The organism is Chitinophagales bacterium (genome assembly GCA_020636535.1).
GTDB lineage: Bacteria > Bacteroidota > Bacteroidia > Chitinophagales > JADIYW01 > JADJSS01.
Window position 1 is genome coordinate 192,769 of sequence record JACJXT010000011.1, and the last position, 25,434, is coordinate 218,202.

Here is a 25,434-nt window from a genome sequence, read left to right on the forward strand (position 1 = left end):
TCTTTCTACAATTACACTTCCACTGCGTTGTCGTCAGCTACTTGTCGTAGAAATCTTCCAGCATCTGTCATCGTTCTTTGATAAGTGTTAAAATCAACATTCACTAAACCAAATCTGTAGTGCAAACCAATATTCCACTCATGATTATCAATAGTACTCCAATGGAAATAACCTCTTATGTCAATACCATCATTAATTGCTTGGTGTATCCATTGCATGTATTCTTTCATGCTTTCAATTCTAAAATTAACATCGTGCGTACATACACCACTTTCTGTTATAATAATTGGCAAACCATTTTTTTTATGATAACGATGAAAGACTTCATAAAATCCTTTTGGCTCATATTCCCACATTAAATCATGTTTTTTTCCTAGCTTTTCAAACTGTGTAGTATGGTTCATGTAATCCATTGGCATTGGTCTAAAAGGCATTTTTGCATAGTAACTCAGTCCTTGAAAATCTACTTTGGTAAAATGTTTATGACAGTATTCCATAAACCACCAATCGAATAGCTTAGCCAAAATTTGTCCAGGAAAAACTTCGCCTACAAATTTTACGGTGTTGTGTGATATACCTACCATTGCATTTGGAAACTGCTGATGTATAAAATCATACATAGCATTATGAGCTTTCTCCATTGCTTTTAACACCTTTCTTGCAGTAAGAAAACTAGCTTTTTTAAATGGTGGAAACAATCCTGTAATATATCCGTTGCTTACATAAACATTAGGTTCATTAAAAGTATTCCAAGTATCTACTAAGTGTCCAAATGTTTCTACCGACTTCATTGCAAAGTCAACCCACATTAAATAATTATCGCCTTTTTCCCAACTTCCTGTTTCTACAAACCATTTTGGATGCGTAAAATGATGCAGTACCAACATAATGTGTATGCCTCTGTTTTTGAGTTCTTGCATAAACATTAAATACGCTTCAACAACAGTTTTGTCAAATTCGGCATAAGGTGCTTTTTGTAGCTTGCTCCAATCATGACTCATTCTATAAGCATTGCTCAATTGACAAATGAGTTCTAAGTCTTCCATACGATGACTATCGTGCATAGAACAGTTGTCAAAAATACTACCATCAGTACTTTTAAAACCTTTCCAGTCGTGTTCGCCAGCTTTTTCAATTTGATAGGCAGCGGTAGAAGTTCCCCAAATAAAATCTTTTGGAAATGACAATTTCATATTTTGTTGAATTTGATACTAGAACCAAAGATAGGAAATTGATGGGAAAGCATTAATTGTACAAGCGATTTTATCTAGAAAAAAACTAACAATAAAATTATTTAAAATGAGATATTTTGTTACAGTTTAAGACGATAGTTGGTAGCTATTTATTGTTTTATCAATACAATTAAATTACTTTTTTCATCGCAGTAGGTATTGTAACTGCCTTGTATAATTAATTTTTTAGAAGAAGTGCTTCTATAAAATCCAGCATTGAAATTGCCTAAACACCATTTGGCTTGTTCTGGCAAAACATCATAAAAGATATAGTTTTCTGCTACGAGTTGAATGGTATAGTTTTTATCATCTGCTTTTCCACTACACTTTGCTTTGGAACTATAAATTTTTCCGTTGTAGTTATAACTGATTTCTAATGTAGCGGCAACATTGCCGTTGTCTGTAATATCTTCAATGGTTAAAGTACAAGGAAAGTACTGAGCGTTTTGTTTGTCTTGATAGTCTTGAACAATGTAGCCAGTCCATTTTCCTTTAACAATAGGATTGGCTTGTACTATTAAAATAGTACTTAGTAATATTGCAAAAAACCACTTTTTCACTACACTAATGTATTAATTTATTTACTAATGTAGTACAAAAACTATGCTAATTGTTTCAATAGATTATTCATGTCTACTTTTTCTGCAACTATTCTGCTTAGCTCGCTAATGGCTACTCGCTCTTGTTGCATAGTATCTCTTTCTCTTAAAGTAACTGTATTGTCTTCTAGTGTTTGATGATCGATAGTAATACAATATGGTGTACCAATAGCGTCCATTCTTCTGTATCGTTTGCCAATAGTATCTTTTTCTTCGTAAAAAGTTCTAGCAATAAATTTTAGCTCATTAACAATTTCTTGAGCTTTTTCTGGCAAACCATCTTTTTTAACCAAAGGCAAAACAGCAATTTTTATTGGAGCCAAAGCTGGTGGCAATGATAAAACAGTTCTTGTTTCTCCATTTTCTAATTGCTCATCTTTTAAAGATTCGCTCATTATTCTTAAAAACATTCTATCTAAACCAATAGAAGTTTCAATAACGAAAGGCACATAATTTTGATTGAGTTCACTATCAAAATATTGTAATTTTTTACCGGAATATTTTTGATGTTCACTTAAATCGAAATCTGTTCTAGAATGAATGCCTTCTAACTCTTTAAAACCAATAGGAAAATTAAACTGAATATCTTCTGCTGCATTGGCGTAGTGTGCTAATTTTTCGTGTACATGAAAACGCAAATTATCTGGATTAGTACCTAAAGCCAAATGCCATTTCATTCTAGTAGTTTTCCATTTTTCAAACCAATCTAATTCTGTTCCTGGACGAACAAAAAACTGCATTTCCATTTGTTCAAATTCACGCATTCTAAATACAAACTGTCGTGCTACAATTTCATTTCTAAAAGCTTTACCAATTTGAGCAATACCAAAAGGCACTTTCATTCTAGCACTTTTCTGTACATTTAAAAAATTGACAAAAATACCTTGAGCTGTTTCAGGTCGCAAATAAATCGTACTAGCATCTTCGGCAACAGCACCTAATTTAGTATCGAACATCAAATTGAATTGTCTTACTTCCGACCAATTTTTAGAACCAGAAAACTCGCAAGCAATGCCATGTTCTTCAATCAATTCTTTGTATCGTTTAAAGTCGCTATTTTGAGCAGCTTCTGTATAATCTTTTTCTAATTGAATAGCTTTTGCAAAATTTCTACTCGCTTTAGCTTTATCTTCATCAGAAGCAGATTTATCAATGCCTTTTTTCTCTAGTTCTTTATCTGCTTTGTTATAATATTTTTGAATTTGATCTTCTAACAAAACATCAGCTCTATATCTTTTTTTAGAATCTTTATTATCAATTAATGGATCAGAAAAACTATCGACATGACCACTTGCTTTCCAAGTCGTTGGATGCATAAAAATAGCAGCATCAATACCTACAATATTGTCGTTCATTTGTGTCATGCTTTTCCACCAATATTCTTTGATGTTATTTTTCAATTCTACACCAAAAGGACCATAATCGTATACTGCACCTAAATTATCGTATATCTCACTAGACGGAAATATAAAACCATATTCCTTACAATGCGATACTATTTTCTGTAAATCTATTTGTTCCATAAGTGTACAAAGATAATGGTTTTTGTTATTAAGTAAATTTTACTAATTGGGACTTAAATTATGATTAGTTTTGGTTATGAAATATAAAATAGTATTAATTATAATAAGCTTGCTGTTGTTGTCTTGTAATAAAAATGCATCTATTGTTGAGATACTTCCGTACGAAAATTTTAACACAAAAGAAGTAGATACAATAAAAGCGATATTTCAAAACTTATTTCCAGAAAAACAAATAATTGTAAAAGAAAAACAAGCATTGCCAAAGTCAGCATTTATAAATATTAAATCACCAAGATATAGAGCCGATGAAATAATAAAAATACTATCTAAAGAAACCGTAGCTAATACAAAAACGGTAGCACTAACTAATAGTGATATATCTACTACAAAATATGAAAATGGCAAAGTAAAACAACCAGCATACAAATACAAAGATTGGGGAATTATGGGTTTGGCTTATTGTCCAGGAAAAGCTTGTGTGGTTTCTTCCTTTAGAATTAAACATCCTAATTATACTGTTTATATAGACAGATTAAAAAAGGTAAGTGTACATGAATTAGGACATACGCTTGGATTAAGACATTGTGCCAATAAAAAATGTGTAATGACAGATGCTGTAGAAAAAGTTTCTACCATAGATAACGCCAACTTAGCTTTTTGTGAGCAGTGTAGAACGAAATTAAAATAATATTATTCTTATAAAAAGTACTTGCATATTAATGTTTGATTTTTTATCTAAAAACCAAACTTCCAATAATCTTTTTTTATTTTAGTACAATGAAAATAGCATTGGCTCAGCAAAACTATATGATTGGCGATTTTGAAGGCAATCTCCAAAAAATGTTGTCGGCAATTCAACAAGCAAAACAAGCAAAAACAGACCTAATTATTTTTAGCGAATTATCTGTTTGTGGATATCCGCCTAGAGATTTTTTAGAGTTTAATCACTTTATCAATCAATGTCATAAAGATATTGAAGCCATTGCAAAAGTAGCTGCTAACGATATTGCAGTTATTGTTGGAGCTCCATCTAAAAATCCAAATAAAGAAGGAAAAGATTTATATAATTCAGCTTACTGTATTGCCGAAGGAAAAGTACAATATGTTGCACACAAAACACTCTTGCCAACTTACGATGTCTTTGATGAGTATCGTTATTTTGAACCAAATAAACAGTTCGATTGCTTTCATTTTAAAGGCAAAAAAATTGCAGTAACTATTTGCGAAGATATTTGGGATACTGGCGAAGAAAATCCATTGTACAGTATTAATCCAGTGGCTGAGTTGGCAAAATTACAACCAGATTTTTTGGTGAATCTTTCTGCTTCGCCATTCAATTACAAACAAGCTAAAAAACGCATTGATGTGATTAGAAAAAATGCTACGATTTTTAATTTGCCAGTATTTTATTGCAACTGTGTTGGTGCTCAAACAGAATTAATCTTTGATGGTGGTTCTGTAGTAATGTCTCCAAATGGAAAAGTATATAAAGAATTAAAATATTTTGAAGAAGAATTATTTATTTGTTCTTTAGATGAAGTTCTCTCTAATGACACTAATCATGAAAATAATCACAACGAACTACAACTTATTCACGATGCACTGATTTGTGGTATTAGAGATTACTTTAAGAAACTCAATTTTAAGACAGCAATTTTAGGTTTAAGTGGAGGAATTGATAGTGCATTAACTTTAGTGTTGGCAGTAAGAGCATTAGGAAAAGAAAATGTATTGTCTGTGTTAATGCCATCGCAGTTTTCTACCAATCACTCTGTAGATGACTCTATACAACTACTAGAAAACTTAGGCAATGCACCACATAAAATCATTCCAATAAAAGAAGTATATGATAGTTTTATAGATAAATTGCAACCACATTTTAATAACAAACCTTTTGATGTTACCGAAGAAAATATGCAAGCACGGATAAGAGCTGTTTATTTAATGGCTTTGTCTAATAAGTTAGGTTGTATTTTACTCAATACTTCTAACAAAAGCGAGGCAGCAGTTGGTTATGGCACACTATATGGCGATATGTGTGGTGGAATTTCTGTATTAGGAGATGTATACAAAACTAAAGTATTTGAATTATGTAAATTTATTAATAAAGACCAAGAAATTATTCCTTGGCACATCATTAATAAACCACCAAGTGCAGAATTAAGACCAGACCAAAAAGATAGCGACTCATTACCAGAATATAGTATATTAGATACTATACTTTATGAATATATAGAAAATAGAAAAGGACCAGATGAAATTGAAGCATTAGGTTTTGAAGAAGCATTGGTAAGTCGTGTATTGAGAATGGTAAATAGAAATGAATTTAAACGCTATCAAACGCCACCGATATTAAGAGTATCTACTAAAGCATTTGGTAGTGGAAGAAGATTGCCAATTGTAGGAAAATATTTAGAATAATCTGTTATGCTTATAAGTCAATATATAATAAAAATTGTCATTCTCAACCTGTCTGCCTACAGGCAGGCTTGATTGGGAATCTTTCTTGCGATTTTTATTATAAAAGTGACTTCTTATAATAGACCATAATCGTAAATCGCAAATGAACGATATTGATATACAACATATAGTCGAATCTTTTATTAATCACACCAATACACCTGTGTTTTTAACAGGAAAAGCAGGTACAGGCAAAACTACTTTATTAAGAAAAATTATTCAAACAACACACAAAGCATGTTTGGTTGTTGCACCAACAGGAATTGCTGCATTAAATGCTGGTGGCGTAACTATTCATTCGCAATTTCAGTTGCCATTTGCTACATTTTTACCTAGCGATGACTTCCCAGATTTTTCGATTTCAGATGTACAGATTGAAAATAAAACTACGCTTAAACGACATCTTAGAATGCATCATACAAAGCGACAAGTAATACAGCAAGCAGAGTTGTTGATTATTGATGAAGTGAGTATGCTTAGAGCTGATGTACTAGATGCCATTGATACTGTTTTGCAGTTTGTTAGAAAAAACAATCAATTATTTGGTGGAATTCAGTTACTACTTATTGGAGATATGTTGCAGTTGCCACCAATTGTAAGACCAAACGAATGGGAAATTTTAAAACATTACTATTCTGATATGTTTTTCTTTAATGCTTTGTCTTTAAAAGAGAATAAACCAATATATATTGAGTTAGAAAAAGTGTATAGACAAGCAGATGAAAGTTTTATCAATATATTAAATAATATTAGAAATAATAATATTAATGATAAAGATATTGAAATTTTAAACAATAAATATCAACCTAACTTTAAACCAAAACCAAATGAGTCGGTAATTACACTTACCACACACAATAGAATTGCAGATGGAATTAATGCTAACTCACTTCAACAAATTAAAAAAGAAGTATTTACTTATCAAGCAGAAATAGAAGGCGATTTTCCAAACTATATATTTCCTGTAGAAGAACAATTGCAGTTAAAAGTTGGTGCACAAATTATGTTTATTAGAAATGATGCTTCTGAAGATAAACAGTTTTACAATGGAAAGTTAGCAAAGGTTATTGAGTTATCTGATAATGAAATTGTAGTAGACTTAGAGAATGGCACTACACTTTCGGTAGAAAAACATGAATGGTATAATAAAAAATATAGTATAGATTCAAATACAAAAAATATCAATGAAGAAGTGTTAGGAACATTTGTACAATATCCAATAAAGTTGGCTTGGGCAATTACAGTACATAAATCGCAAGGTTTGTCGTTTGATAATGCCATTATTGATGTACAAAATGTATTTGCAGCAGGTCAAGCTTATGTAGCACTATCTCGTTTAAGAAGTTTAGAAGGACTGATTTTAAAAACGCCGTTTAAGTCTAATCACTTGCAATATCACAATGCAATACAATCATTTGCTAAGCAAAAGCAAAGTGTAGCAACACTACCCAATATTGTAGAACAACAATCGTATAGTTATTTAAATTCCTTGATAGCAAAAGCATTTGATTTTACAGTAATAGAAGATATATTTTATCAACATATTTTAAGTTATAACAAGAAAGAAGGCACTTCAATTAAACAACAATATCAAGATTGGGCATTAAAGCAATACCATATAGTGGCTTCTTGGAAAACACATGGCGATAAATTTATACAGCAAGTCAATATATTGTTTAATTCAAATAGTATTAATGTTAAATATATTAATGAAAGAGTGCATGCTGCACAACAATATTTTACAGTACAAATAGAGCAAGTTTTAAAAGAGATATTAGAAACAATTCAAACACTCAACACAATTAAACGAACTAAAACTTTTGCTGCTGAATTAAATGAGTTAGATGATGCCTTGTACTTCCAATATCAAAATATATATAAAAGTACTGCTTTTATTAAATTTTTTCAAGAAAAACAAATATTAAATAAACAAAATTGGGAACAGTATTTTGGCGATGATAAAAGAAAACAATTGTTGCCAACACCAAAAGAAAATGTGCCTATTAAAAAATTAAGTACCGTAGATATTACATTTCAGCTATATCAAGAAGGAAAAAATATAGATGAAATTGCTAAAGAAAGAAAGCTGACAACAGGAACGATTACTACACATTTTGCAAAACTTATTGCTAGAGCAGATGTAAAAATTACTGACATTATGGAAGAAGCAAGAGTAAATGAGTTGCAACATATTATGGAAAATCATCGTGGAAGCACTTCGTCTGCAATAAAAGAAATTGTAGACAATCATTTTTCGTTTGATGAAATTAAATTGGTAAGAGCTTATATAGAAATGCTAGAACGCAATTAATTCTACTCTTTAAAAAATTTGAATTGTAATGCAGCGATTCCACCAATAATTGCAGGTATGATTAGGTTGATTAACCAAATAGAAAAAGTAGTTGCTAAAATGGCAATATCGTTTTGTGCAAATGGCGATAAGAAATAGAGTGCGACATTACCTCTAAAACCAAAATCTAAAATGGCAACATTTAATGGCAAAATGGTTTGTAGAAAAAATATTGCTGGTACAACTACTAATGCTTGATGAAATTGAATGTTAAATCCGAAGAAGTACAACATAATTATAAACTGCAGTACATATATAATATATCTTAATAAAGAATATATTTCTAATTGTATTAATTCTTTGTTGTTGTATAGTTCTACAATGTGAATGTACTTTTGTGTTTTTTTGAATTTTCTAGTAACTGCATTGAGATTGAAATAAGAAAATTGTAGTGCAAATATCATAATGAGATAAGAAAAACTAATAGCAATAGCTAAGTAGAAATCTGTCTTGTAATATAAAATTAAATATAATAACAAACCTAATCCACCAAAAGACAAATTGATAATAAATTGAGCAATACTTCCCATTAATGTTGCAGCAATGGCTTCTTTTCTATTGGTATTGATAGCAAAAATTCTTCCGCCAAATTCGCCAACTCTATTTGGTGTAAATAGTGAAAAAGTTACACCAAAAAAAACACCACGCAATGCTTTTAGTCTGGAAATAATATGTAATTTATCAATGAGTAGTTTCCATTTTACTGATTCTATGAACCAATTTAGAAACATCAATACAATAACTACGATAAGTAAACTTAAACTTCCATCAAACGATTGAATAAAATATTGATAGGTTTGCTCCAAATTTTTATTTTTAAAGACTTGTAGATACAATATCCAAAGCAAGCCAATAAAAATGAGTAGCTTAATGATTGCATTGGCGTATTTGTTTTTCAGAATCATATGGGATTAAATGTATGTTGACTTAAAAAAGCAAGATAAAATAAAAACATTATTCTTACAACACTTATCTTGATTCGTAAAGGAATAATTCAAGGTATTAACTGTCGGAAAGAAACTTCCAACATCACAAAAATAGTTTTAACTTTTGTCTTGATACAAAAGTTACAAAAAATCAAGACTTCAATATCTACCTGTCGGCAGACAGGAATTATTAACGCTCGAACAGCATAAAAAAGCTACAAATCTTGAAACTCGCTATGCTCAAACAGCAATATTTGCTTACGCTTTTTTCTTTGTTCTCTCTAAACCAGCCTGCGGTTGGCAGGTTTATTGTAGGTCATTTTTTAATTGTTTTCATGACTATTTTAATCTAAATAATATACTCTTTTTACTCTTGATGAAATTCCAGTCAACAATTCGTAGCCAATAGTACCTATTTTTTGTGCTTGTTCTTTTATCGCAATATGACTTCCAAAAATTTCAACTTCATCACCTTCATTAACATCACTAATATTTGAAATATCAATCATGGTCATATCCATACAAACATTGCCAATAATTTTTGCTTTCTGTTGTTTAATATATACTTCGCCAACACCATTGCTAAATCTTCTATCAAAACCATCTGCATAACCAATTGCTAAAATGGCAATCGTCATATCTTGCGTAGCTTTTCCTTTACGAGAATAACCAATGGTGTCGCCTTGTTTTACTTTTTTAATTTGTGTAATTCTTGTTTTAAGCGTACCAATACTTTCTAAATCGACTTGTATCTTATTACTCGTATCAATACCATATAAACCAATGCCTAATCGTACAAAATCGAAGTGTGCTTGTGGAAAATTGACAATACCAGAAGAATTTAAAATGTGCTTTTTAATAGGATAATTTTTTGTATTTTGAATTTGTTCAAATATTATTTTAAATTCTTCTATTTGTTTATTACTAAATTGATTTTCATTATCATCTTCAGAAGCTGCTAAGTGCGAAAAGATTGTAGCGATTTTTAAATGATGATGTGCTTGAAGCGTAGTCAGTAATGATGGAATTTCTGCTTTAGTAAATCCTAAACGATTCATTCCTGTTTCTACTTTAATATGAATATTTAAACTATCAATATTATAATAACTTAATTGATTAATTAATTGTTGAAGAATAAAATCGTCGTAAATCACTGGTTCTAAATGGTACTCAATCATTCTATTAAAATCAATAGCAGCAGGATTCATTACCATAATAGGAATAGTAATGCCATTATTTCTGAGATGTACACCTTCATCTGCATAAGCTACAGCCAAATAACTTGCTTTCAATGATTGAAGCACCGAAGCAATTTCAACACTTCCGCTACCATAAGAAAATGCTTTAACCATAGCAATAATTCCTGTATGATTGCTTAGTAGTTTTTTATAAGCATTAAAATTATTGATTAAGCTATTCAAATTGATTTCTAAAATGGTTTCGTGTGTTTTACCAATTAGCAATTGTGATATATATTCAAACTGATATTTTCTAGCACCTTTTATTAATATAATTTCGTTGTGAAAATCTAATTGATAAAACTGTTTGATGAAACTGTTGGTATTTTCAAAATATAAATATTGTTTGAAGTTAGTTTGCAACACTTCTTGAAAGCTATCAAACACATTTCCAATAGTTATTATTTTTTGTATATGATATGGTTGAATGATATGAATGAGTTGTTTTATAAAATCATCGTTGTTGAGTCCACTTTCTTCAAAACCAGAAACAATGAGTGTTCGATTTTTATTAGTTGCTTGTTGATGCATAAAATCTAATGCAATTTGCAAACCAGAAAAATCTGCACTATAACTATCGTCTATTATAGTACATTGATTGATGCCATAATTTAATGACAAACGCATTGCTAACTTTTTTAGTTTTGCCATTCTTTGATTAATGCTTGTTACATCGTAATTTAAAATTAATAGCATGCAAATACAATGCAATGCATTTTCTATTGAAGCATCATCTATAAAAGGAATGACAAACAAATTATCGTTAATAATAAGTTGTGTAGATTGATTTTCTTTAGTTATATTTTTAATTTTAAAATAAGCATTATCATCAAATCCAATAGATTTATAACGACTATCTAATTTTACTAATTCATTTATTATAGTATATTTATTATTGTATATTATTTCATCAGTATTATTAAATAATATTAATTTTTCTTTTGTCTTTTCTGCTTGATTTTTAAATCCAGCATTATGTGCTTCTCCAATATTAGTAAAAATACCAAGCGTTGGTTCAATCATTTTTTGTAGTTGCTGCATTTCGTTTGTAGTAGAAATTCCTGCTTCAAAAATAGCTAAGTTGTGTTGTTCGTTCATTTGTAAAACAGACAAAGCAACACCAATTTGCGAGTTATAACTTTTTGGACTTTTTACTATGCTAAAATCTTCGTTGAGTAGTTGAAACAACCATTCTTTGACAATTGTTTTTCCATTGCTTCCTGTAATGCCAATTACTGGAAAATTGAACTGTTGTCGATGATAAATAGCTAATTGTTGTAGTGCTACCAATGTATTATCAACCAAAATAAAATTAATATTGTTGTACTGTGTAATAACAGAAGTATTGCTCACTACAAAAGTATCGATGCCTTTATCTATGCATTGTTGAATGTAATGATGTGCATCAAATCGTTCGCCAACTAAACAGAAAAAAAGTGTAGCACTATTTAAGTACAAAGAACGAGAATCGGTTGCTACTTGCGTAATGATTTTACTGCTGTTTGTATTGCAAGTACCATTAACAATGTTGGCAATTTGTTGTAAGGAATAGTTCATAATTATACCACACCAATATACAAGATATCGTTTTCAATTTTAAATTTATAACGCACTAATTTGTAGTGATTGCCATCTGCACTATTGCCTGTTTTAATATCGAACTTATAGCCATGCAAAGGACAACTGACGATGCCTTTTCTGTTGCAATGACCATAGTGTAATTGTGCACCAGCATGTGGACAACGATTGTTGATGCCAAAAATACCATCTTCGAGTTTTACTACACAAATAGATTTCCCTTCAAAAACATATTTAGCTGTTTGAAATAATTGTAAGTTTTCAAAAGCAGTTTTTACATCATCAGAAAGTGCTGTCCATTGCATGATGTAAAGGTAGTTAATTAAAGTATTATGTAATAAACTTAAAAAATTAGCAAGGTGTTTTTGGAAGAATTTTTAGAAAATCATTGTATAGAATAATCAGTAATATAAATGATAGGTGACCCTTCAAACCCGTCAGCTGACATTGGAAATATAGATTCAGACTCAGTGGCTTTTCTTGCTGTAAATTTTATAACTGTATTTTCTGGTAAATCTATAGGTATATTCAATGCTTCTACAACATGATTATAACCTTTGTAGCTTACATTGCTGTATGTATTGCTATTCATGCTTACACCAATTCCGCCACCCCAAGATCTAAATTTCCCAATAACAGTTCCATAGTAGGTAATTGTGCTATTTTCTTTAGTACAAGAAACAGTAAGTAAAATTAATAGGAGATATAATACTTTCTTCATAAATAATATTTTAATTAAAGATAATTAGTATGTTTTACTTTTGCAAGTAAATTTTTCTTAAAATATCAAATTAGTAATAAACTATTAGGTAAAGTTATGTAGACAGTATCAATTTCCACCACCATTTAACTTTGGTAAGCTGCAATCAAAAGGTGTGATATCTGTGGTATAAGTTTTAAGCACATCGGTTTCTTTTTTTGCTTTCCACATATTCAAATTATAAAATTTAATGTCGCCATTATTCGTAAAGCAATTTTGATAAGGTGGTTTAAAATTGCCATTTTCTGCACGCATATCTGCTGTTGCATTGCCATCAAAAATTATGTCTAATGGTGTTTTAGAAATTGCCAAAACCAATTTGCCAAGCATAGAAGTCATATCTGGAATGAGTGTAATTTTTCTGCTAAATGTATTGTTGTGTATATTTATAGCTGTACAAAATGCAGAATATAAAGAATCGTTAATTGGTCTGCCTGTAACTTGATAACTCACTGCACAACAACCAAGTGTTTTATTGTCTTTTATCGTATTATTAAAAACTTCAACGCTATCGTAAGCCATAATGATAATACCACTTCCTGGTGGAATATCAGATACATAAGAACCTGGTTTTGCAAAATTTTTAAAATTATTAGCTTCTACTTTATTGTTATACACTCTACAATTTCTGCCATGTTTTAAAGGCAATCCTGGTAAGTCGTACACAACAATACCTCCGCTATTATTATAAGTGTAATTATCATATACATCAGCATTGATACAATTTTCAATTTCTATACCACAAACATTATGGTGTGCTGTACAATTTCTTACAGTAACATTTATCGACTGACCAACATATACGCCAGCATCTGCACAGTAAGAAACATCAGAGTGTTCTATCAATACATCATGACATTCTACAGGATAATAACCATAATTGCCATTGGCAGAATCAGCACCTGTTGTCCATGTAGAATTCATGTTTTTGATGATTACTTGATTGCATGCTTTTAATTTTAAATTATCGCCTTTTGCATCTTGAATCGTAAAACCTTCTATGGTAATATTATTGCAGTTGGTTACATTAATGCCTTCTGCTCCTTCTGTTTGATTTAAAAAAGATAATATACATTTATCTTTTCCATTTCCTTTTATAGTGATATTGTTTTTTCCTTCAATAGATAAAGATTTAGTCAATATCCAGTTACCATCAGGAATTTCTATTGTAGCACCATCTTCTGCCATAATAAATTGTTCTTGTAATGTTTTTTGAAAATTGGCATCGTTGACAAACTCAGCTTCTTTTTTAGTATTTGTTTTACAAGAAACTATTAAAATTATTAAGAGCAACAAGTAGATTATTTTTTTCATAAATATTTATTTTATAGTTGTGTGTTTAGAAACAAAATAAAGTAAAAATCGCTATTCTTAACATGACTAGGAATCTTTCTTTCTATTTTTAGAATAGATTCCAGATAAATTTCTTCGTTTTACTACGAAATTTTCTGGAATGACGCTCAAACACAGAACTGTTTTTTTACTATTTCATACTGGCAATCCATGCTTTTACCAAATCAACACCTTCTTGATGTACTACAGAACGACCTAATTCTGGCATTCTAATTTGTGGATCATTGTGTTCCATTCTATATACTAAAATAGATTCATCTGGTTTGCTTGGAACTACATCATATAATCTATCGCCACTACCAGAACCTGCAGCAACTGGCGATTTCATAATTCCCCATGCTTCTTTATTTTTTTCTGATAGCTGTAAAAACAAACCTGTTGTATTAGCATTGCCTTCTGGCCTATGACAATGTGCACAGTTAATTTCTAAGTAACTTTTAGCTCTTTCTTCTAATGAACCAGAAGTTTCATCGTTCCATTTTGCTAATTTATTATGTATATTATCTGCTGGAACAAAACCAGTTAAATAACCAACGCTTGTCCATTTTTCTAATTGATTCATTGTTCCATCGGTATAAGCAAAATCGCAATTTAAGTTTCTTACTTTTGGCCCAATTGGTGTTAAAACATTTTTTACATTATGACAGTTTTTACATTCATTCTTGTTTGGAACAACATACGCAATATCCATTTTTTTACCAGCTTTATTTATCCAGCTAACTGGTAAAGTACCACCAACAATTTCTAAAGTAGCATCTGTTTGTTCGTCGTTCCATATATAAGGAAAAGCTTCCCATTTATCTGCTTGTTTAATTAATAATCTTGTTTCTATAATTCTTCTGCCTTTGCTTTCGTCTCTTTCATCAATTGGATAATAAAAATTTTTTATTAATACTGTACCAACAGGAAAATCTAATGCTTCGTCTTTAACATATTTAGCAGTTTCTCCTTTTGGCATCCAAACAAATCGTGCTTTGTGTGCATAATCTGTAAATAAAGGCGTTATTAAATCGTAAGGTAAAACACCATCATTCGGAATTAAATCATTAAGTGTTCCCTTGAATAGGTGATATGCTGATAATTTTTCAAAAGGTTGACTTACATCTACGGTAACAGTACTATTAGTATTAGTATCTGTGGTTGAATTTGTTTTTGTCTTTGTCTTACATTGTATCAACAAAAGCATAGAAATAATTAGTATACTTATTGATGATATAATTTTAGTTTCCATGATAATTATTTTGCAGGTGTATTATTTCCGTTTATTCCAGTATAAGCACAATCAAAAGGTGTAACATCTGTATCATACGATTTTAAAATTTCTTTTGCAGAACTTGCTTTCCAAAGATTTAGATTAATGAACTTTTTCATGCCTTCATTATTTCTAATACAGATTCTTTTACCTTCTGGCAACATACCGTTTGCATCTCTAACATCTTTTGCCGAAGCACCATCGTAAGCAATATCTGCTGGCGATTTTAAAGTAGCGACTAGTAGCTTGCCAAAATCGGTTTTAATATTTGGAATTAAAGTAGCTTTTCTGCTAAAGGTATTGTCGTGAACATCAATGGCATAGCAATATGGACCATAAGTAGAATCGTTGATTGGTCTTTCTGTCATTAAATAACTTACAATAGAAATTCCAGCAGTTTTATGGTCGGTAATGGTATTGCCAAAAACATCTACACTATCTGTTGCCATAATGATAATGCCAGAACCAGCAGGAACTTCTCCAACAATGCTTCCTGGTTTTGCAAAATTTGGAAAGTTGTTGTTTTTAACTGTGTTATTGAACAGTTTGGCATTTCTTCCGTTTGGTTGAAATAGTTTTGGTAAATCGAATACTAAAATTCCACCAGAATTATCTTCTGCCAAATTATCATAGATGTCTGAATTGATACAGTTTTCAATTTCAATTCCAGCTACATTATGGTGTGCATAGCAATTTCTTACAATTACATTAGTTGATTGACCTACATATACGCCAGCATCTGCACAATAAGAAACTTCACATTTTTCTACTAAAACATTAGTACATTCCACAGGATAGTAACCATAATTGCCATTGGTAGAATCTGCACCAGTTGTCCATGTAGAATTTAAATTTCGTAGCACTACATTTTTGCAGCCTTTTAATTTAATGTTGTCGCCTTTAGCATCTTGAACGGTTAAATTTTCCATAGTTACGCCATCGCAATTGGTAATATTAATGCCTTCTGCACCAGCAATTTGTCCTAAAAAAGAAAGAATGGTTTTATCTTTTCCAGCACCTTTTATGGTGATATTTTTTTTGCCTTCAATAGATAAAGTTTTGTCTAATAAAAAGTTTCCAGCAGGTAATTCTACAGTTCCACCATCTTCCACCAAAATAAATTTTTCTTGAAACTCTTTTTGAATCTTTTCATCGAAAGAAAAGTTTTCATTACTTGACTTATTGCCTTGATTTTTACAAGAAATTATACTAAAAAATGTTATGATTAGTATAAGAATATTTAACTGCTTCATTTTATAATTATTTTTAACTACTTATTTATGGTGAATTTACTATTTTTTTTCAATGTAAAATAAACATTATCTCAGTTTAACAAATTAGCTAGACATTTTTCTATTGTTTCAAATTCAAAATTATAACCAGAATTAGTAATTTTTGTAGCACTACAATTATTACTAGTAAGCAACATAGTTGACATTTCGCCTAAAGTAGTTTGTAATAATATTTTTGGAATTGGAATACTCATTGCAACAATATTTAACTTTTGGTTTATAGCACGATATAGTGTGTTGTAGCTTACTGGATTTGGTGCACATAGATTATATATGCCTTCTAATTGATTTTGTAGCAACCAAGCAAATATTTGAACTGCGTCTTTAATGTGTATCCACGAAACATATTGATTGCCATCTCCAAAAATTGTATTAATGTGAAATTTTGTTGATGCTAATAGTTTTGGTAAAACACCACCATTTTTACTCATTACTATACCTAATCGTGCAATAGTAACTTTTGTGCCAATATTAGAAAATTGAAGTGCCGCATTTTCCCAATGTTGACAAACTTCTGCTAGAAAATCATTTCCAATAGGAGCAGTTTCATCTACAACAGTTGTTGTATTTCCGTAATATCCAAGTCCAGAAGCTGTAATAAAATGTTCAATAGCAATATTATTGTTTTTAATACTATTGTATAACAATTGTGTACTCTTTACTCTACTATCAATAATGAGTTGCTTTTGTTGATTAGTCCATCTTTTGTCGCCAATATTTTCACCAGCTAAATGAATAATACAACTTACCTCTTCAAAGCAATTCATATCAATTTCGTTCGATTGATAATTCCAATAAAACGCATTAGGAGCTTTAGGATTTCTAGTCAATATATTAACCTCATATCCAAGATTTTTAAGTGTTACTTGCAAGTAATTACCAATTAAGCCAGTTCCACCAGATATTAATACTTTCTTCATTTTATGCAAAATTCCATTTTTACTATTAACTTTGTATCTAAAATTACTACAATATGTTTAAAAATGTTTTATACTTAACAGCTATTTGTATTTCATTAATTGCCGTTTCTTGTAAAGGGAATAGAGGCGGAAGCTCTAATGAAACTTACAAAGACCAAGTTGTTCTTCACACATTGTCAGACTTTAAAGGATTAAATCCAGTTACGAGTTCTGATGCACAAGCACAAGCGGCTTTAAAAAATGTATATCAAGGTTTATTAGATTATAACTTTGAGAATTTAAAATTAATTCCAGTTTTGGCAACTGAAGTTCCTCAAATGGTTCAAAAAAATGGAGGTGTAGAAGTTACTTACGAAATAAGACCAGAAGCTGTTTGGGACAATGGAACACCAGTTACAGCAGATGATTATATATTTTCGTTAAAAGCATGTATTGTGCCTAAAGTAGTAAATGAACATATTTCCTCTTTAGAAGATGTAGTAGATGTTATAAAAGATCCTACTAACAATAAAAAATTTACAGTAGTATTTAACAAAACATCTACACAAGTTTTAGATGCATCTGGTTCTGATGTTAGACTAATGCCAGAGTATGTTTTCGATCCAAAAGGAGTTTTAAAAAAATATACTATTGCACAATTACAGTTAGCGAATAGTCCAGCAGAAAATGATCCAGCAATTATAGAATTTGCTAATTTTTTTAATGGAGAGAAAGCGAATAGAGACCCAAAATTTGTAGATGGTAGTGGTGCATACAAATTAGAAAGTTGGGTTACCGACCAAAGAATTGTGTTGGTAAAAAAAGATAATTGGTGGGGCGATAAATTAGAAGGCACCAACCAGTTTTTTGATGCTTATCCTAAAAAATTAGTTTATGAAGTAATTAATGACTTTAATACAGCATTAACGGCTTTAAAAGATGAGAAATTAGATGTAATCTATGTAACACCAGTTAAAGATTATGTAGAGTTAGACAACTCGTCTAAGTTTAAAGAAAAATTTTCTAAATCAGAGCCAGATATGTTATCTTATCAGTACATAGGTATTAATACGAGAGATAAAATTTTAAGCGACAAAAAAGTAAGACAAGCCATTGCTCATTTGGTTAATGTAGACCAAATTATAGACAAAGTACTTTATGGTAATGGGTTTAGAATTGTTGGACCAGTACTTAAATCATCTAAAGAAGATTATAACAACGATTTAAAACCAATACCGTATAATGTTGAACAAGCTAAAAAAATGTTAGCAGAAGCTGGATGGAAAGATACTGATGGTGATGGAATTTTAGATAAAGTGATTAACGGACAAAAAACTGATTTCAAAATTAGATATGATTATAACTCTGGAAATCCTATTAGAGAGTCTGTAGGATTGTTTTTACAACAATGGTTAAAACAAGCAGGCATTGAATTAGAAGTTAAAGCCATGGATTGGTCTTTATATTTAGATGAATTGAAAAAAGGCAACAGCCAATTGTTTTATGGTGCGTGGGTAATGGATCCAAGACCTTACGATTTTACACAAATTTGGCATACTTCTTCTAAAAATGGAGGTTCTAACTATACTGGTTTTGGTACTGCAGAAACCGATAAAATGATTGAAGACATCAGAACAGATTTAAATCCAGCTACAAGAGCTCAAAAAATCAAAGATTTCCAAACCATTCTACAAGACGAAACGGCTTATATTTTCTTATACGGTCAGAACTTTAGAAATGTGGTACACAAAAGATTTGAAAATATTAATCCAGGACCAGTTTATCCAGGATATTGGGAAGCAGGTTTTAAAGTAAAAGATGGTTATAAAGTAGAAGGAAAAGAATAAAATACTTCTTCTAAACCAGCCAATAATATATGTCCTACCATTAAGTGTAGGACATTTTTTTTAGACCTATCAAAATTCAATGTTTAATTGTACTTTTGTGCTATGTTTAAGTACATCATTAAGAGAATTTTCATTTTCTTACCAACAATATTTATCATCTCTTTGCTAACATTTATGTTGAGCGTAAGTGTTCCTGGAGATCCTGTAGAACAAATGCTAAGCTCTAATACAGAATCTGGTTCTGTACAAAATGCACTAGCATCAGAACAAGCGTACATTAAAAAAAGACAAGAATTGGGTTTAGACTTGCCAGTTTTCTATTTCTCTATTTCTAATGAAGCAACGCCGAAAGACTTACACTTAATTCCTAAAAAATTTCATCGAAATAATTTATCTAGATTAATTGCTCAGTACGGAAATTGGACACTCATAGACAAATACTATCAGTCTATTAAACAACTAGAATTTGCTACGCTAGAAACCAAAAGAGATTCTGCCAATGGCGATGCAATTATTGCAATCAAAGACAACATATATCAACTGTACATTAACGACAATAATAATGTAATTCAGTCATCGATAAGCAAAATTCAAAATCAAACAAAAAAAGATAGTTCGTTATTGGCAATCAACAAAGCATTGCTTACTGTTAAAAATAATTACCAAGAATTAAGAGATAATCCTACACCAATAAAATATAAAACACCAACCATACATTGGTATGGTACACAATGTCAATACCATCAATGGATTACCAAATTTATGAAAGGCGATTTTGGAATTTCTTATAAAGACGGTCGACCTGTAAAATCTGTTTTATTAGATGCTGTAAGATGGACAGTTATTTTAAGCATTATTTCAATAATATTAACTTATTTAATTTCTATTCCATTAGGTGTGGTTTCTGCAGCTAAAAAAGGTTCAAAAACCGATCAAACTATTTCTACCATTTTATTTTTACTATACTCTTTACCAAGTTTTTGGGTAGCAACACTATTAATTATGTTTTTTGGAGGTGGCGATTTCTTAAACTGGTTTCCTGCGTATGGTGTAGGACAAATTGAAAGTGGTATGAGTTTTATGGAAAAATTTGGCATTAGAGCATATCATTTAGTATTGCCTTTAATTTGTTATACTTACGGAAGTTTGGCTTACATTTCTAGACAAATGCGTGGAGCTATGGTCGATACACTTTCGCAAGATTATATACGAACTGCTAGAGCAAAAGGACTAAATCAAAGAACAATATTGTGGAAACACGCTTTTAAAAATTCACTATTGCCAATAATAACTTTGTTTGCTAGTGTATTTCCATTAGCAGTAAGTGGAGCAATTGTACTAGAAATTATTTTCTCTATTCCAGGAATGGGAAAACTGGCGTACGATGCTTTAGTAGCGAGAAACTATCCAATTGTATATTCGGTAGTTATGTTTTCGGCAATTTTAACTTTAGTAGGATTTTTAGTAGCAGATATTTTATATGCATTAGTAGATCCAAGAATATCTTATAATAAAAAATAGAAATGGGAATATTAAATCATTTAAAAGGAATTAAGTTTTCAAAAGGGAATGCTAAGCATTTTAAAAATGAGCTTAGTCCTACGCCTACTAAAAACTCTGAAGCATATTGGGCTTTTGTAAAACGACAATTTAATAAAAACAAAAGAGCTGTTTTTTCTTTGTATTTAGTTGGTTTTATGGCTTTCATAGCTCTTTTTGCCGATTTTATTGCTAACGAAAAACCTATTTACTGTAAGTATAACGATAAAAGTTACTTTCCAATTCTTATAGATTATGGTGTGCAGTTAGGTATAAAAAAATGGCCAAAAGATTTACAAAATATCAATTGGATTGATACCGATTTTCAAAAAGTTGTTCGTCCACCAATTCCATATTCTGCTACAACACAAGATATTATAAATGCTGGTTTTGTATCTCCATTTGAAAAACAAGATGTTCCATCTGTTCGTTGGCGACATTGGCTAGGAACTGAAGCACTTGGTCGAGATGTTTTATCTGCTTTAATTCATGGTACTAGAATTGCTTTTGCAGTAGGCATTGTGTCTATGTCTATTGCTTCGTTAATTGGTATTATTTTAGGTGCTTTGGCTGGTTATTTTGGCGATAACAGAATACTCATTTCTAGAGCAACAGCTATTATGCTTTTACCAGGAATTATTTTTGGTTGGTTCTATGCCTTTTCTACGCGTAGCTATATATTAAGCGATAGTTTAAAAGTTTCTGGTTTAAAATTCTTAGGCAATTTACTACTCAGTTTTGTCATATTTTTTGGTGCCATTATTTTGTCTTGGTTGGTAGGAAAACTACTACAATTCATTCCTTGGTTCAAGAAAAAAATTGCAGTCCCAATGGATATTATCGTTCAACGATTAATAGAAATTCTAGTATCTATTCCAAGATTATTCCTAGTAATTGCCATAGTGGCCATTGCAAAACCAAGTATATTTTTAGTAATGGTTGTTATTGGTTTAACATCATGGACAGGTATTGCCAGATTTATAAGAGCAGAGTTACTAAAAGTGCGTTCTTTAGAATACATAGAAGCAGCAGAAGCACTAGGTTATTCTAGAAAACGAATCTTATTACGACATGCTATTCCAAATTCATTGTCATCAGTATTAATTGCCATAGCTTTTGGTATTGCATCAGCTATTTTAATAGAATCTTTCTTGTCTTTTATAGGATTAGGAATTCCGCCTGAAACTTTATCATGGGGAAAATTGTTATCATTAGCAAGAGGTGGAAAATCGCAATTATGGGTTGCAATATTTCCAGGAATGGCTATCTTTATTACTGTAACTTTGTTTAACTTAATAGGTGAAGGTTTAACAGATGCTATTGATCCAAAACAAAAAAGATAATTTGAAACTAAAATTATATATATTATTACTGTCTTTTTTTGTAGTAACTCAGCTACAAGCACAGAAAATTTATAAGTCGGCACAAGAAAAAATTCCTAGTAAATATTTAGACTATGAAATTTTAGGAACGAATAAAATAGGAACAGTCATTCACTATTTTGGAGATAATAATGAACACGAACTAGCTATTTTAGATGATAAACTCAATACAGTATATAGAAAAGAAATTCCTATACAAGATAAAAATATAAGTGTAGATGAGTTTTTATTAACCGATGATAATATTCTACTTTTCTATACAGTAAAAGAAAGCAATAGAGAGCATTTCTTAAAAATGCAAGTCATCGACCAACAATTAAATCTTAGTAAAAAAGCATATATCATAGATTCTGTAGCTACAGATTACAATTCAGACCAAAATTTTTATGTTCGTTATTCTCCAGATAAATCTAAAATAGTTTGCTTTACTATTTTGTCTAAGAAAAATAATTTTTTTGTACGATTTAATATTCTCAACAGCAATCTTAATATAATAGGTAGAAATGTATTTACTATTCAAGATAAAAATAATATCTACTTAAAATCTTTTCGTTTAAGTAACCAAGGTAATGTATTAGCTGTTTTTGCTCATAAAAACAATTGGTCGTCAGATGAATACGACTACGAAAAATTTACTACGATGGTGTACAATCTGCAAGAGAAAAAAATTGCAGAAGCAGAAATCAGTGGAATGCATAAAAGCTATAAAAATTTAGTTACAGATGTTAATCTAACAGAAGAAACAGCATATATTATTTGTGGTTATAAAGACTATGAAAATAAATCGGATATTGGTTTTTATTTTAAAATAATAAATATATTAACTAACGAAACTATTTCAGAACAATACATGGCTTTGAAAGAAGAAGATTTAAAGCTCTCTAAAACTTTCGATTTTAAAAACTGGAGAGATAATGTGACTACACTAAAAATTAAAAAAGTTATTCCAAGAAGCGACGGTGGTTTTATTTTTGCAGCAGAAGGCGAAATGATTTATACTAGCATTTTACAATCTGGAAATAGTACATTTAATAATTACAATCCATATTTTTCAGATCCATATGTTCGTTACTCTAATAAATATCAATTTAATGATGTGTTGGTGTATTCTATCAATCCAAACGGAACAATAGATTGGCAAAATACAATAGTAAAATCTCAAGTAAGCGAAAACGACAAAGGTTGGTATTCTTCTTTTGCTTTTTTCGAAGCACAAAATGCCATTAAATTTTTATACAACGAAGATATTTCGAGCAACGGAAATTTTATAGACTATACCATTAATCCAAATGGTTTGTACAAAAGAGAAAGTTTGTTAAATGCACATAAAGAAAAACTAAACTTAGTAACCAATAAAGCATTACAAACCGATGGAAATACAATTATTATTCCAAGTGAAGAAAAAAGAATAAGACAATTTATTAAAATTGTGTACTAATGTGTAGGTTTGCTCTTTGCAAAATCAAATCAAACAACAATAAACTTACAGCGTGATTTTACAACTAAAATCAAAAAATCCTTTAGCAATCACTATTTTGGTAGTTGTCTTTTTACTATTAAAAACACCTTTCTTTTTTTATCAATACGATGTACCAACAAATCCAACCAATAATTGGTGGACAACAGTAAGCTTTATCTCAATCAATAATTTTTTATTAGAATTTGTATTCGCACAACTCATTATTATTATTCAAGCAATTTGGCTCAACTACTTATTTAATGTCAACGGATTTAATAAAGAATTTTCATTCGTTCCATTGCTGTATTTTATCATAGCATCTTGTATTTTTCCAAGCTATAATGTATTGTCTGCTTATCATTTTATCAATCTTACTATTCTTGTTTTGCTACAATTATTATTTGCACTAAGTACAAGCATCAATAAATCAATCTGTTTGCTCATTGGTATTGTCATCGGATTAATCATACTACAACTACCATCGTTTGTAATTGGAGTACCAATAGTTTTTGCAGCAATTTTTATTGTAAAACCATTTCAAGTAAAAGACTATTTACTCATTTTCTTTGGAATGTTACTGCCATTATATTTTGCATTTAGCATCTGTTATATTTTTGATATTGCTTTTTTTATTGATAATTTTTCAATCTTTCCTTTTCAATTCATCAGTTTCACTAAAAACTATTTTCAATACATACCATTAGCACTAATGGCATTGTATGTAATTTTTAGTTTTATAAGTTTAAGAGGCGTCATGTTTGCTACTAGTGTAAAAACAAGAAAAAACCTAACAGCATTTCATGTATTTAGCATGTCATTATTAGCAACAGCAATATTTACTTATACCAACGATACCACTGTTTTTTCAATATTATTGATACCAATTACAGTGTACAATAGCTTTTTAATGCTACGAATGCGTTTGCCAAAATGGAGAACAATTTTACACTATGCACTATTATTAACAATAATTATAAGCCATATACTCTATATTTTTTATTAATTCTTGTAAGTTTGATTTCAATTTAAACTCAGAAGATGAAATTTGGCGTTGTTACATTTCCAGGTTCAAACTGCGATCACGATATAGCTCATGTTTGCGAAAAAGTAATGCAAGCAGAAGTCAGAATACTTTGGCATAAAGATACTGCTTTACAAGATTTAACAACCAACGACTGCATCATGATTCCTGGTGGTTTTTCTTATGGCGATTATTTAAGATGTGGTGCTATTGCAAGATTTTCACCAATCATGGAAAAAATTATAGAACATGCCAATAATGGTGGTTTTGTTTGGGGAATTTGTAACGGATTTCAAATCTTATGCGAAGCACATTTATTACCAGGTGCTTTGCTACGAAATAAAGACCAACGATTTATTTGTCAAAATCAGTACATCACTACAACCAATACAACTACACCACTTACCAAAAACCTTACACCAAACCAAGCACTAAGCATTCCAATTGCACATGCAGAAGGCAGATATTTTGCCGATGATGCTACACTACAACAACTACAACAAAACAATCAAATAATATTTCAATATTGCGATGCCAACGGAAACATCACAGACGAAAGCAATCCAAATGGTTCGGTAAATAATATTGCAGGAATTTGCAATGCCAATAAAAATGTATTTGGTATGATGCCACATCCAGAAAGAGCTGCCGAAACTATTTTAGGAAACAAAGACGGAAAATTATTGTTTGAATCATTATTAGATATTGTTCATGCTTAAACAAT

At 30.4% G+C, this 25,434-nt stretch carries 20 protein-coding genes; 9 read left to right on the forward strand and 11 right to left on the reverse strand.

Annotated elements, in window-relative coordinates:
- Positions 1–11: 11 nt before the first annotated feature.
- The 3 genes from H6553_01240 to H6553_01250 form a co-directional block, all read right to left on the reverse strand.
- Positions 12–1,193 (reverse strand): glycoside hydrolase family 1 protein, encoded by a 1,182-nt coding sequence (locus H6553_01240; GenBank protein MCB9032442.1) that lies wholly within the window; start codon positions 1,191–1,193, stop codon positions 12–14.
- Positions 1,194–1,342: 149 nt separating this feature from the next.
- Positions 1,343–1,792 (reverse strand): hypothetical protein, encoded by a 450-nt coding sequence (locus H6553_01245; GenBank protein MCB9032443.1) that lies wholly within the window; start codon positions 1,790–1,792, stop codon positions 1,343–1,345.
- Between the two features lie 41 nt (positions 1,793–1,833).
- The gene (locus tag H6553_01250; protein MCB9032444.1) at positions 1,834–3,354 is read right to left on the reverse strand and encodes a glycine--tRNA ligase; all 1,521 of its coding nucleotides are present in this window, start codon (positions 3,352–3,354) and stop codon (positions 1,834–1,836) included.
- Positions 3,355–3,430: 76 nt separating this feature from the next.
- Here H6553_01250 and H6553_01255 point away from each other — a divergent pair, with 76 nt between their 5' ends.
- From H6553_01255 to H6553_01265, 3 genes are all read left to right on the forward strand, one after another.
- A complete protein-coding gene (locus H6553_01255) occupies positions 3,431–4,042 on the forward strand; it encodes a matrixin family metalloprotease (GenBank protein MCB9032445.1) in 612 nt (203 codons plus the stop codon).
- An 89-nt stretch (positions 4,043–4,131) separates the two neighbouring features.
- Positions 4,132–5,775, forward strand: a complete 1,644-nt coding sequence (locus H6553_01260; GenBank protein ID MCB9032446.1) for an NAD+ synthase — start codon at positions 4,132–4,134, stop codon at positions 5,773–5,775.
- A 142-nt stretch (positions 5,776–5,917) separates the two neighbouring features.
- Positions 5,918–8,125, forward strand: a complete 2,208-nt coding sequence (locus tag H6553_01265) for an AAA family ATPase (GenBank protein MCB9032447.1) — start codon at positions 5,918–5,920, stop codon at positions 8,123–8,125.
- Positions 8,126–8,127: 2 nt separating this feature from the next.
- On the opposite strand, the gene H6553_01270 is transcribed toward H6553_01265, so the two are convergent.
- From H6553_01270 to H6553_01305, 8 genes are all read right to left on the reverse strand, one after another.
- On the reverse strand, positions 8,128–9,069 hold the full coding sequence (locus H6553_01270; GenBank protein ID MCB9032448.1) for a flippase-like domain-containing protein: 942 nt from the start codon (positions 9,067–9,069) through the stop codon (positions 8,128–8,130).
- A gap of 365 nt (positions 9,070–9,434) precedes the next feature.
- Positions 9,435–11,885, reverse strand: coding sequence for a bifunctional UDP-N-acetylmuramoyl-tripeptide:D-alanyl-D-alanine ligase/alanine racemase (locus tag H6553_01275; GenBank protein ID MCB9032449.1), 2,451 nt, complete (start codon positions 11,883–11,885; stop codon positions 9,435–9,437).
- A 2-nt stretch (positions 11,886–11,887) separates the two neighbouring features.
- Positions 11,888–12,211 carry a Rieske 2Fe-2S domain-containing protein gene (locus tag H6553_01280; protein MCB9032450.1) on the reverse strand — a complete coding sequence of 108 codons (324 nt, stop codon included), beginning with the start codon at positions 12,209–12,211 and terminating at the stop codon, positions 11,888–11,890.
- A gap of 80 nt (positions 12,212–12,291) precedes the next feature.
- Entirely contained in the window at positions 12,292–12,627 is a 336-nt protein-coding gene (locus H6553_01285; protein ID MCB9032451.1) for a hypothetical protein, read from the reverse strand.
- A 108-nt stretch (positions 12,628–12,735) separates the two neighbouring features.
- On the reverse strand, positions 12,736–13,980 hold the full coding sequence (locus H6553_01290) for a right-handed parallel beta-helix repeat-containing protein (protein MCB9032452.1): 1,245 nt from the start codon (positions 13,978–13,980) through the stop codon (positions 12,736–12,738).
- Between the two features lie 169 nt (positions 13,981–14,149).
- On the reverse strand, positions 14,150–15,205 hold the full coding sequence (locus tag H6553_01295; GenBank protein ID MCB9032453.1) for a hypothetical protein: 1,056 nt from the start codon (positions 15,203–15,205) through the stop codon (positions 14,150–14,152).
- Positions 15,206–15,255: 50 nt separating this feature from the next.
- A complete protein-coding gene (locus tag H6553_01300) occupies positions 15,256–16,524 on the reverse strand; it encodes a right-handed parallel beta-helix repeat-containing protein (GenBank protein ID MCB9032454.1) in 1,269 nt (422 codons plus the stop codon).
- Positions 16,525–16,595: 71 nt separating this feature from the next.
- Positions 16,596–17,483: a TIGR01777 family protein gene (locus H6553_01305; GenBank protein ID MCB9032455.1), complete on the reverse strand. Its 888-nt coding sequence runs from the start codon at positions 17,481–17,483 to the stop codon at positions 16,596–16,598.
- Between the two features lie 53 nt (positions 17,484–17,536).
- Here H6553_01305 and H6553_01310 point away from each other — a divergent pair, with 53 nt between their 5' ends.
- The 6 genes from H6553_01310 (at position 17,537) to purQ (ending at position 25,429) form a co-directional block, all read left to right on the forward strand.
- Positions 17,537–19,309 (forward strand): hypothetical protein, encoded by a 1,773-nt coding sequence (locus H6553_01310; protein MCB9032456.1) that lies wholly within the window; start codon positions 17,537–17,539, stop codon positions 19,307–19,309.
- Between the two features lie 102 nt (positions 19,310–19,411).
- Positions 19,412–20,830, forward strand: a complete 1,419-nt coding sequence (locus H6553_01315) for an ABC transporter permease (GenBank protein ID MCB9032457.1) — start codon at positions 19,412–19,414, stop codon at positions 20,828–20,830.
- 2 nt (positions 20,831–20,832) lie between these two features.
- Positions 20,833–22,191, forward strand: coding sequence for an ABC transporter permease (locus H6553_01320; GenBank protein ID MCB9032458.1), 1,359 nt, complete (start codon positions 20,833–20,835; stop codon positions 22,189–22,191).
- A complete protein-coding gene (locus H6553_01325) occupies positions 22,163–23,668 on the forward strand; it encodes a hypothetical protein (protein ID MCB9032459.1) in 1,506 nt (501 codons plus the stop codon). Before H6553_01320 ends, H6553_01325 begins: the two co-directional genes overlap by 29 nt.
- A 52-nt stretch (positions 23,669–23,720) precedes the next feature.
- Complete coding sequence (locus tag H6553_01330) at positions 23,721–24,692, forward strand: hypothetical protein (protein MCB9032460.1); 972 nt, start codon at positions 23,721–23,723, stop codon at positions 24,690–24,692.
- A 35-nt stretch (positions 24,693–24,727) separates the two neighbouring features.
- The gene (purQ, locus tag H6553_01335) at positions 24,728–25,429 is read left to right on the forward strand and encodes a phosphoribosylformylglycinamidine synthase subunit PurQ (GenBank protein MCB9032461.1); all 702 of its coding nucleotides are present in this window, start codon (positions 24,728–24,730) and stop codon (positions 25,427–25,429) included.
- The last annotated feature ends 5 nt before the right edge of the window (positions 25,430–25,434 follow it).

What these genes read in the sequence shown, in the direction of transcription:
- H6553_01240 (MCB9032442.1), bottom strand. Translation starts at nt 1,193, where the DNA reads ATGAAATTGTCATTTCCAAAAGATTTTATTTGGGGAACTTCTACCGCT.
- H6553_01250 (MCB9032444.1), bottom strand. Translation starts at nt 3,354, where the DNA reads ATGGAACAAATAGATTTACAGAAAATAGTATCGCATTGTAAGGAATAT.
- H6553_01255 (MCB9032445.1), top strand. Translation starts at nt 3,431, where the DNA reads ATGAAATATAAAATAGTATTAATTATAATAAGCTTGCTGTTGTTGTCT.
- H6553_01260 (MCB9032446.1), top strand. Translation starts at nt 4,132, where the DNA reads ATGAAAATAGCATTGGCTCAGCAAAACTATATGATTGGCGATTTTGAA.
- H6553_01265 (MCB9032447.1), top strand. Translation starts at nt 5,918, where the DNA reads ATGAACGATATTGATATACAACATATAGTCGAATCTTTTATTAATCAC.
- H6553_01270 (MCB9032448.1), bottom strand. Translation starts at nt 9,069, where the DNA reads ATGATTCTGAAAAACAAATACGCCAATGCAATCATTAAGCTACTCATT.
- H6553_01275 (MCB9032449.1), bottom strand. Translation starts at nt 11,885, where the DNA reads ATGAACTATTCCTTACAACAAATTGCCAACATTGTTAATGGTACTTGC.
- H6553_01280 (MCB9032450.1), bottom strand. Translation starts at nt 12,211, where the DNA reads ATGCAATGGACAGCACTTTCTGATGATGTAAAAACTGCTTTTGAAAAC.
- H6553_01285 (MCB9032451.1), bottom strand. Translation starts at nt 12,627, where the DNA reads ATGAAGAAAGTATTATATCTCCTATTAATTTTACTTACTGTTTCTTGT.
- H6553_01290 (MCB9032452.1), bottom strand. Translation starts at nt 13,980, where the DNA reads ATGAAAAAAATAATCTACTTGTTGCTCTTAATAATTTTAATAGTTTCT.
- H6553_01295 (MCB9032453.1), bottom strand. Translation starts at nt 15,205, where the DNA reads ATGCTTTTGTTGATACAATGTAAGACAAAGACAAAAACAAATTCAACC.
- H6553_01300 (MCB9032454.1), bottom strand. Translation starts at nt 16,524, where the DNA reads ATGAAGCAGTTAAATATTCTTATACTAATCATAACATTTTTTAGTATA.
- H6553_01305 (MCB9032455.1), bottom strand. Translation starts at nt 17,483, where the DNA reads ATGAAGAAAGTATTAATATCTGGTGGAACTGGCTTAATTGGTAATTAC.
- H6553_01310 (MCB9032456.1), top strand. Translation starts at nt 17,537, where the DNA reads ATGTTTAAAAATGTTTTATACTTAACAGCTATTTGTATTTCATTAATT.
- H6553_01315 (MCB9032457.1), top strand. Translation starts at nt 19,412, where the DNA reads ATGTTTAAGTACATCATTAAGAGAATTTTCATTTTCTTACCAACAATA.
- H6553_01320 (MCB9032458.1), top strand. Translation starts at nt 20,833, where the DNA reads ATGGGAATATTAAATCATTTAAAAGGAATTAAGTTTTCAAAAGGGAAT.
- H6553_01325 (MCB9032459.1), top strand. Translation starts at nt 22,163, where the DNA reads ATGCTATTGATCCAAAACAAAAAAGATAATTTGAAACTAAAATTATAT.
- purQ (MCB9032461.1), top strand. Translation starts at nt 24,728, where the DNA reads ATGAAATTTGGCGTTGTTACATTTCCAGGTTCAAACTGCGATCACGAT.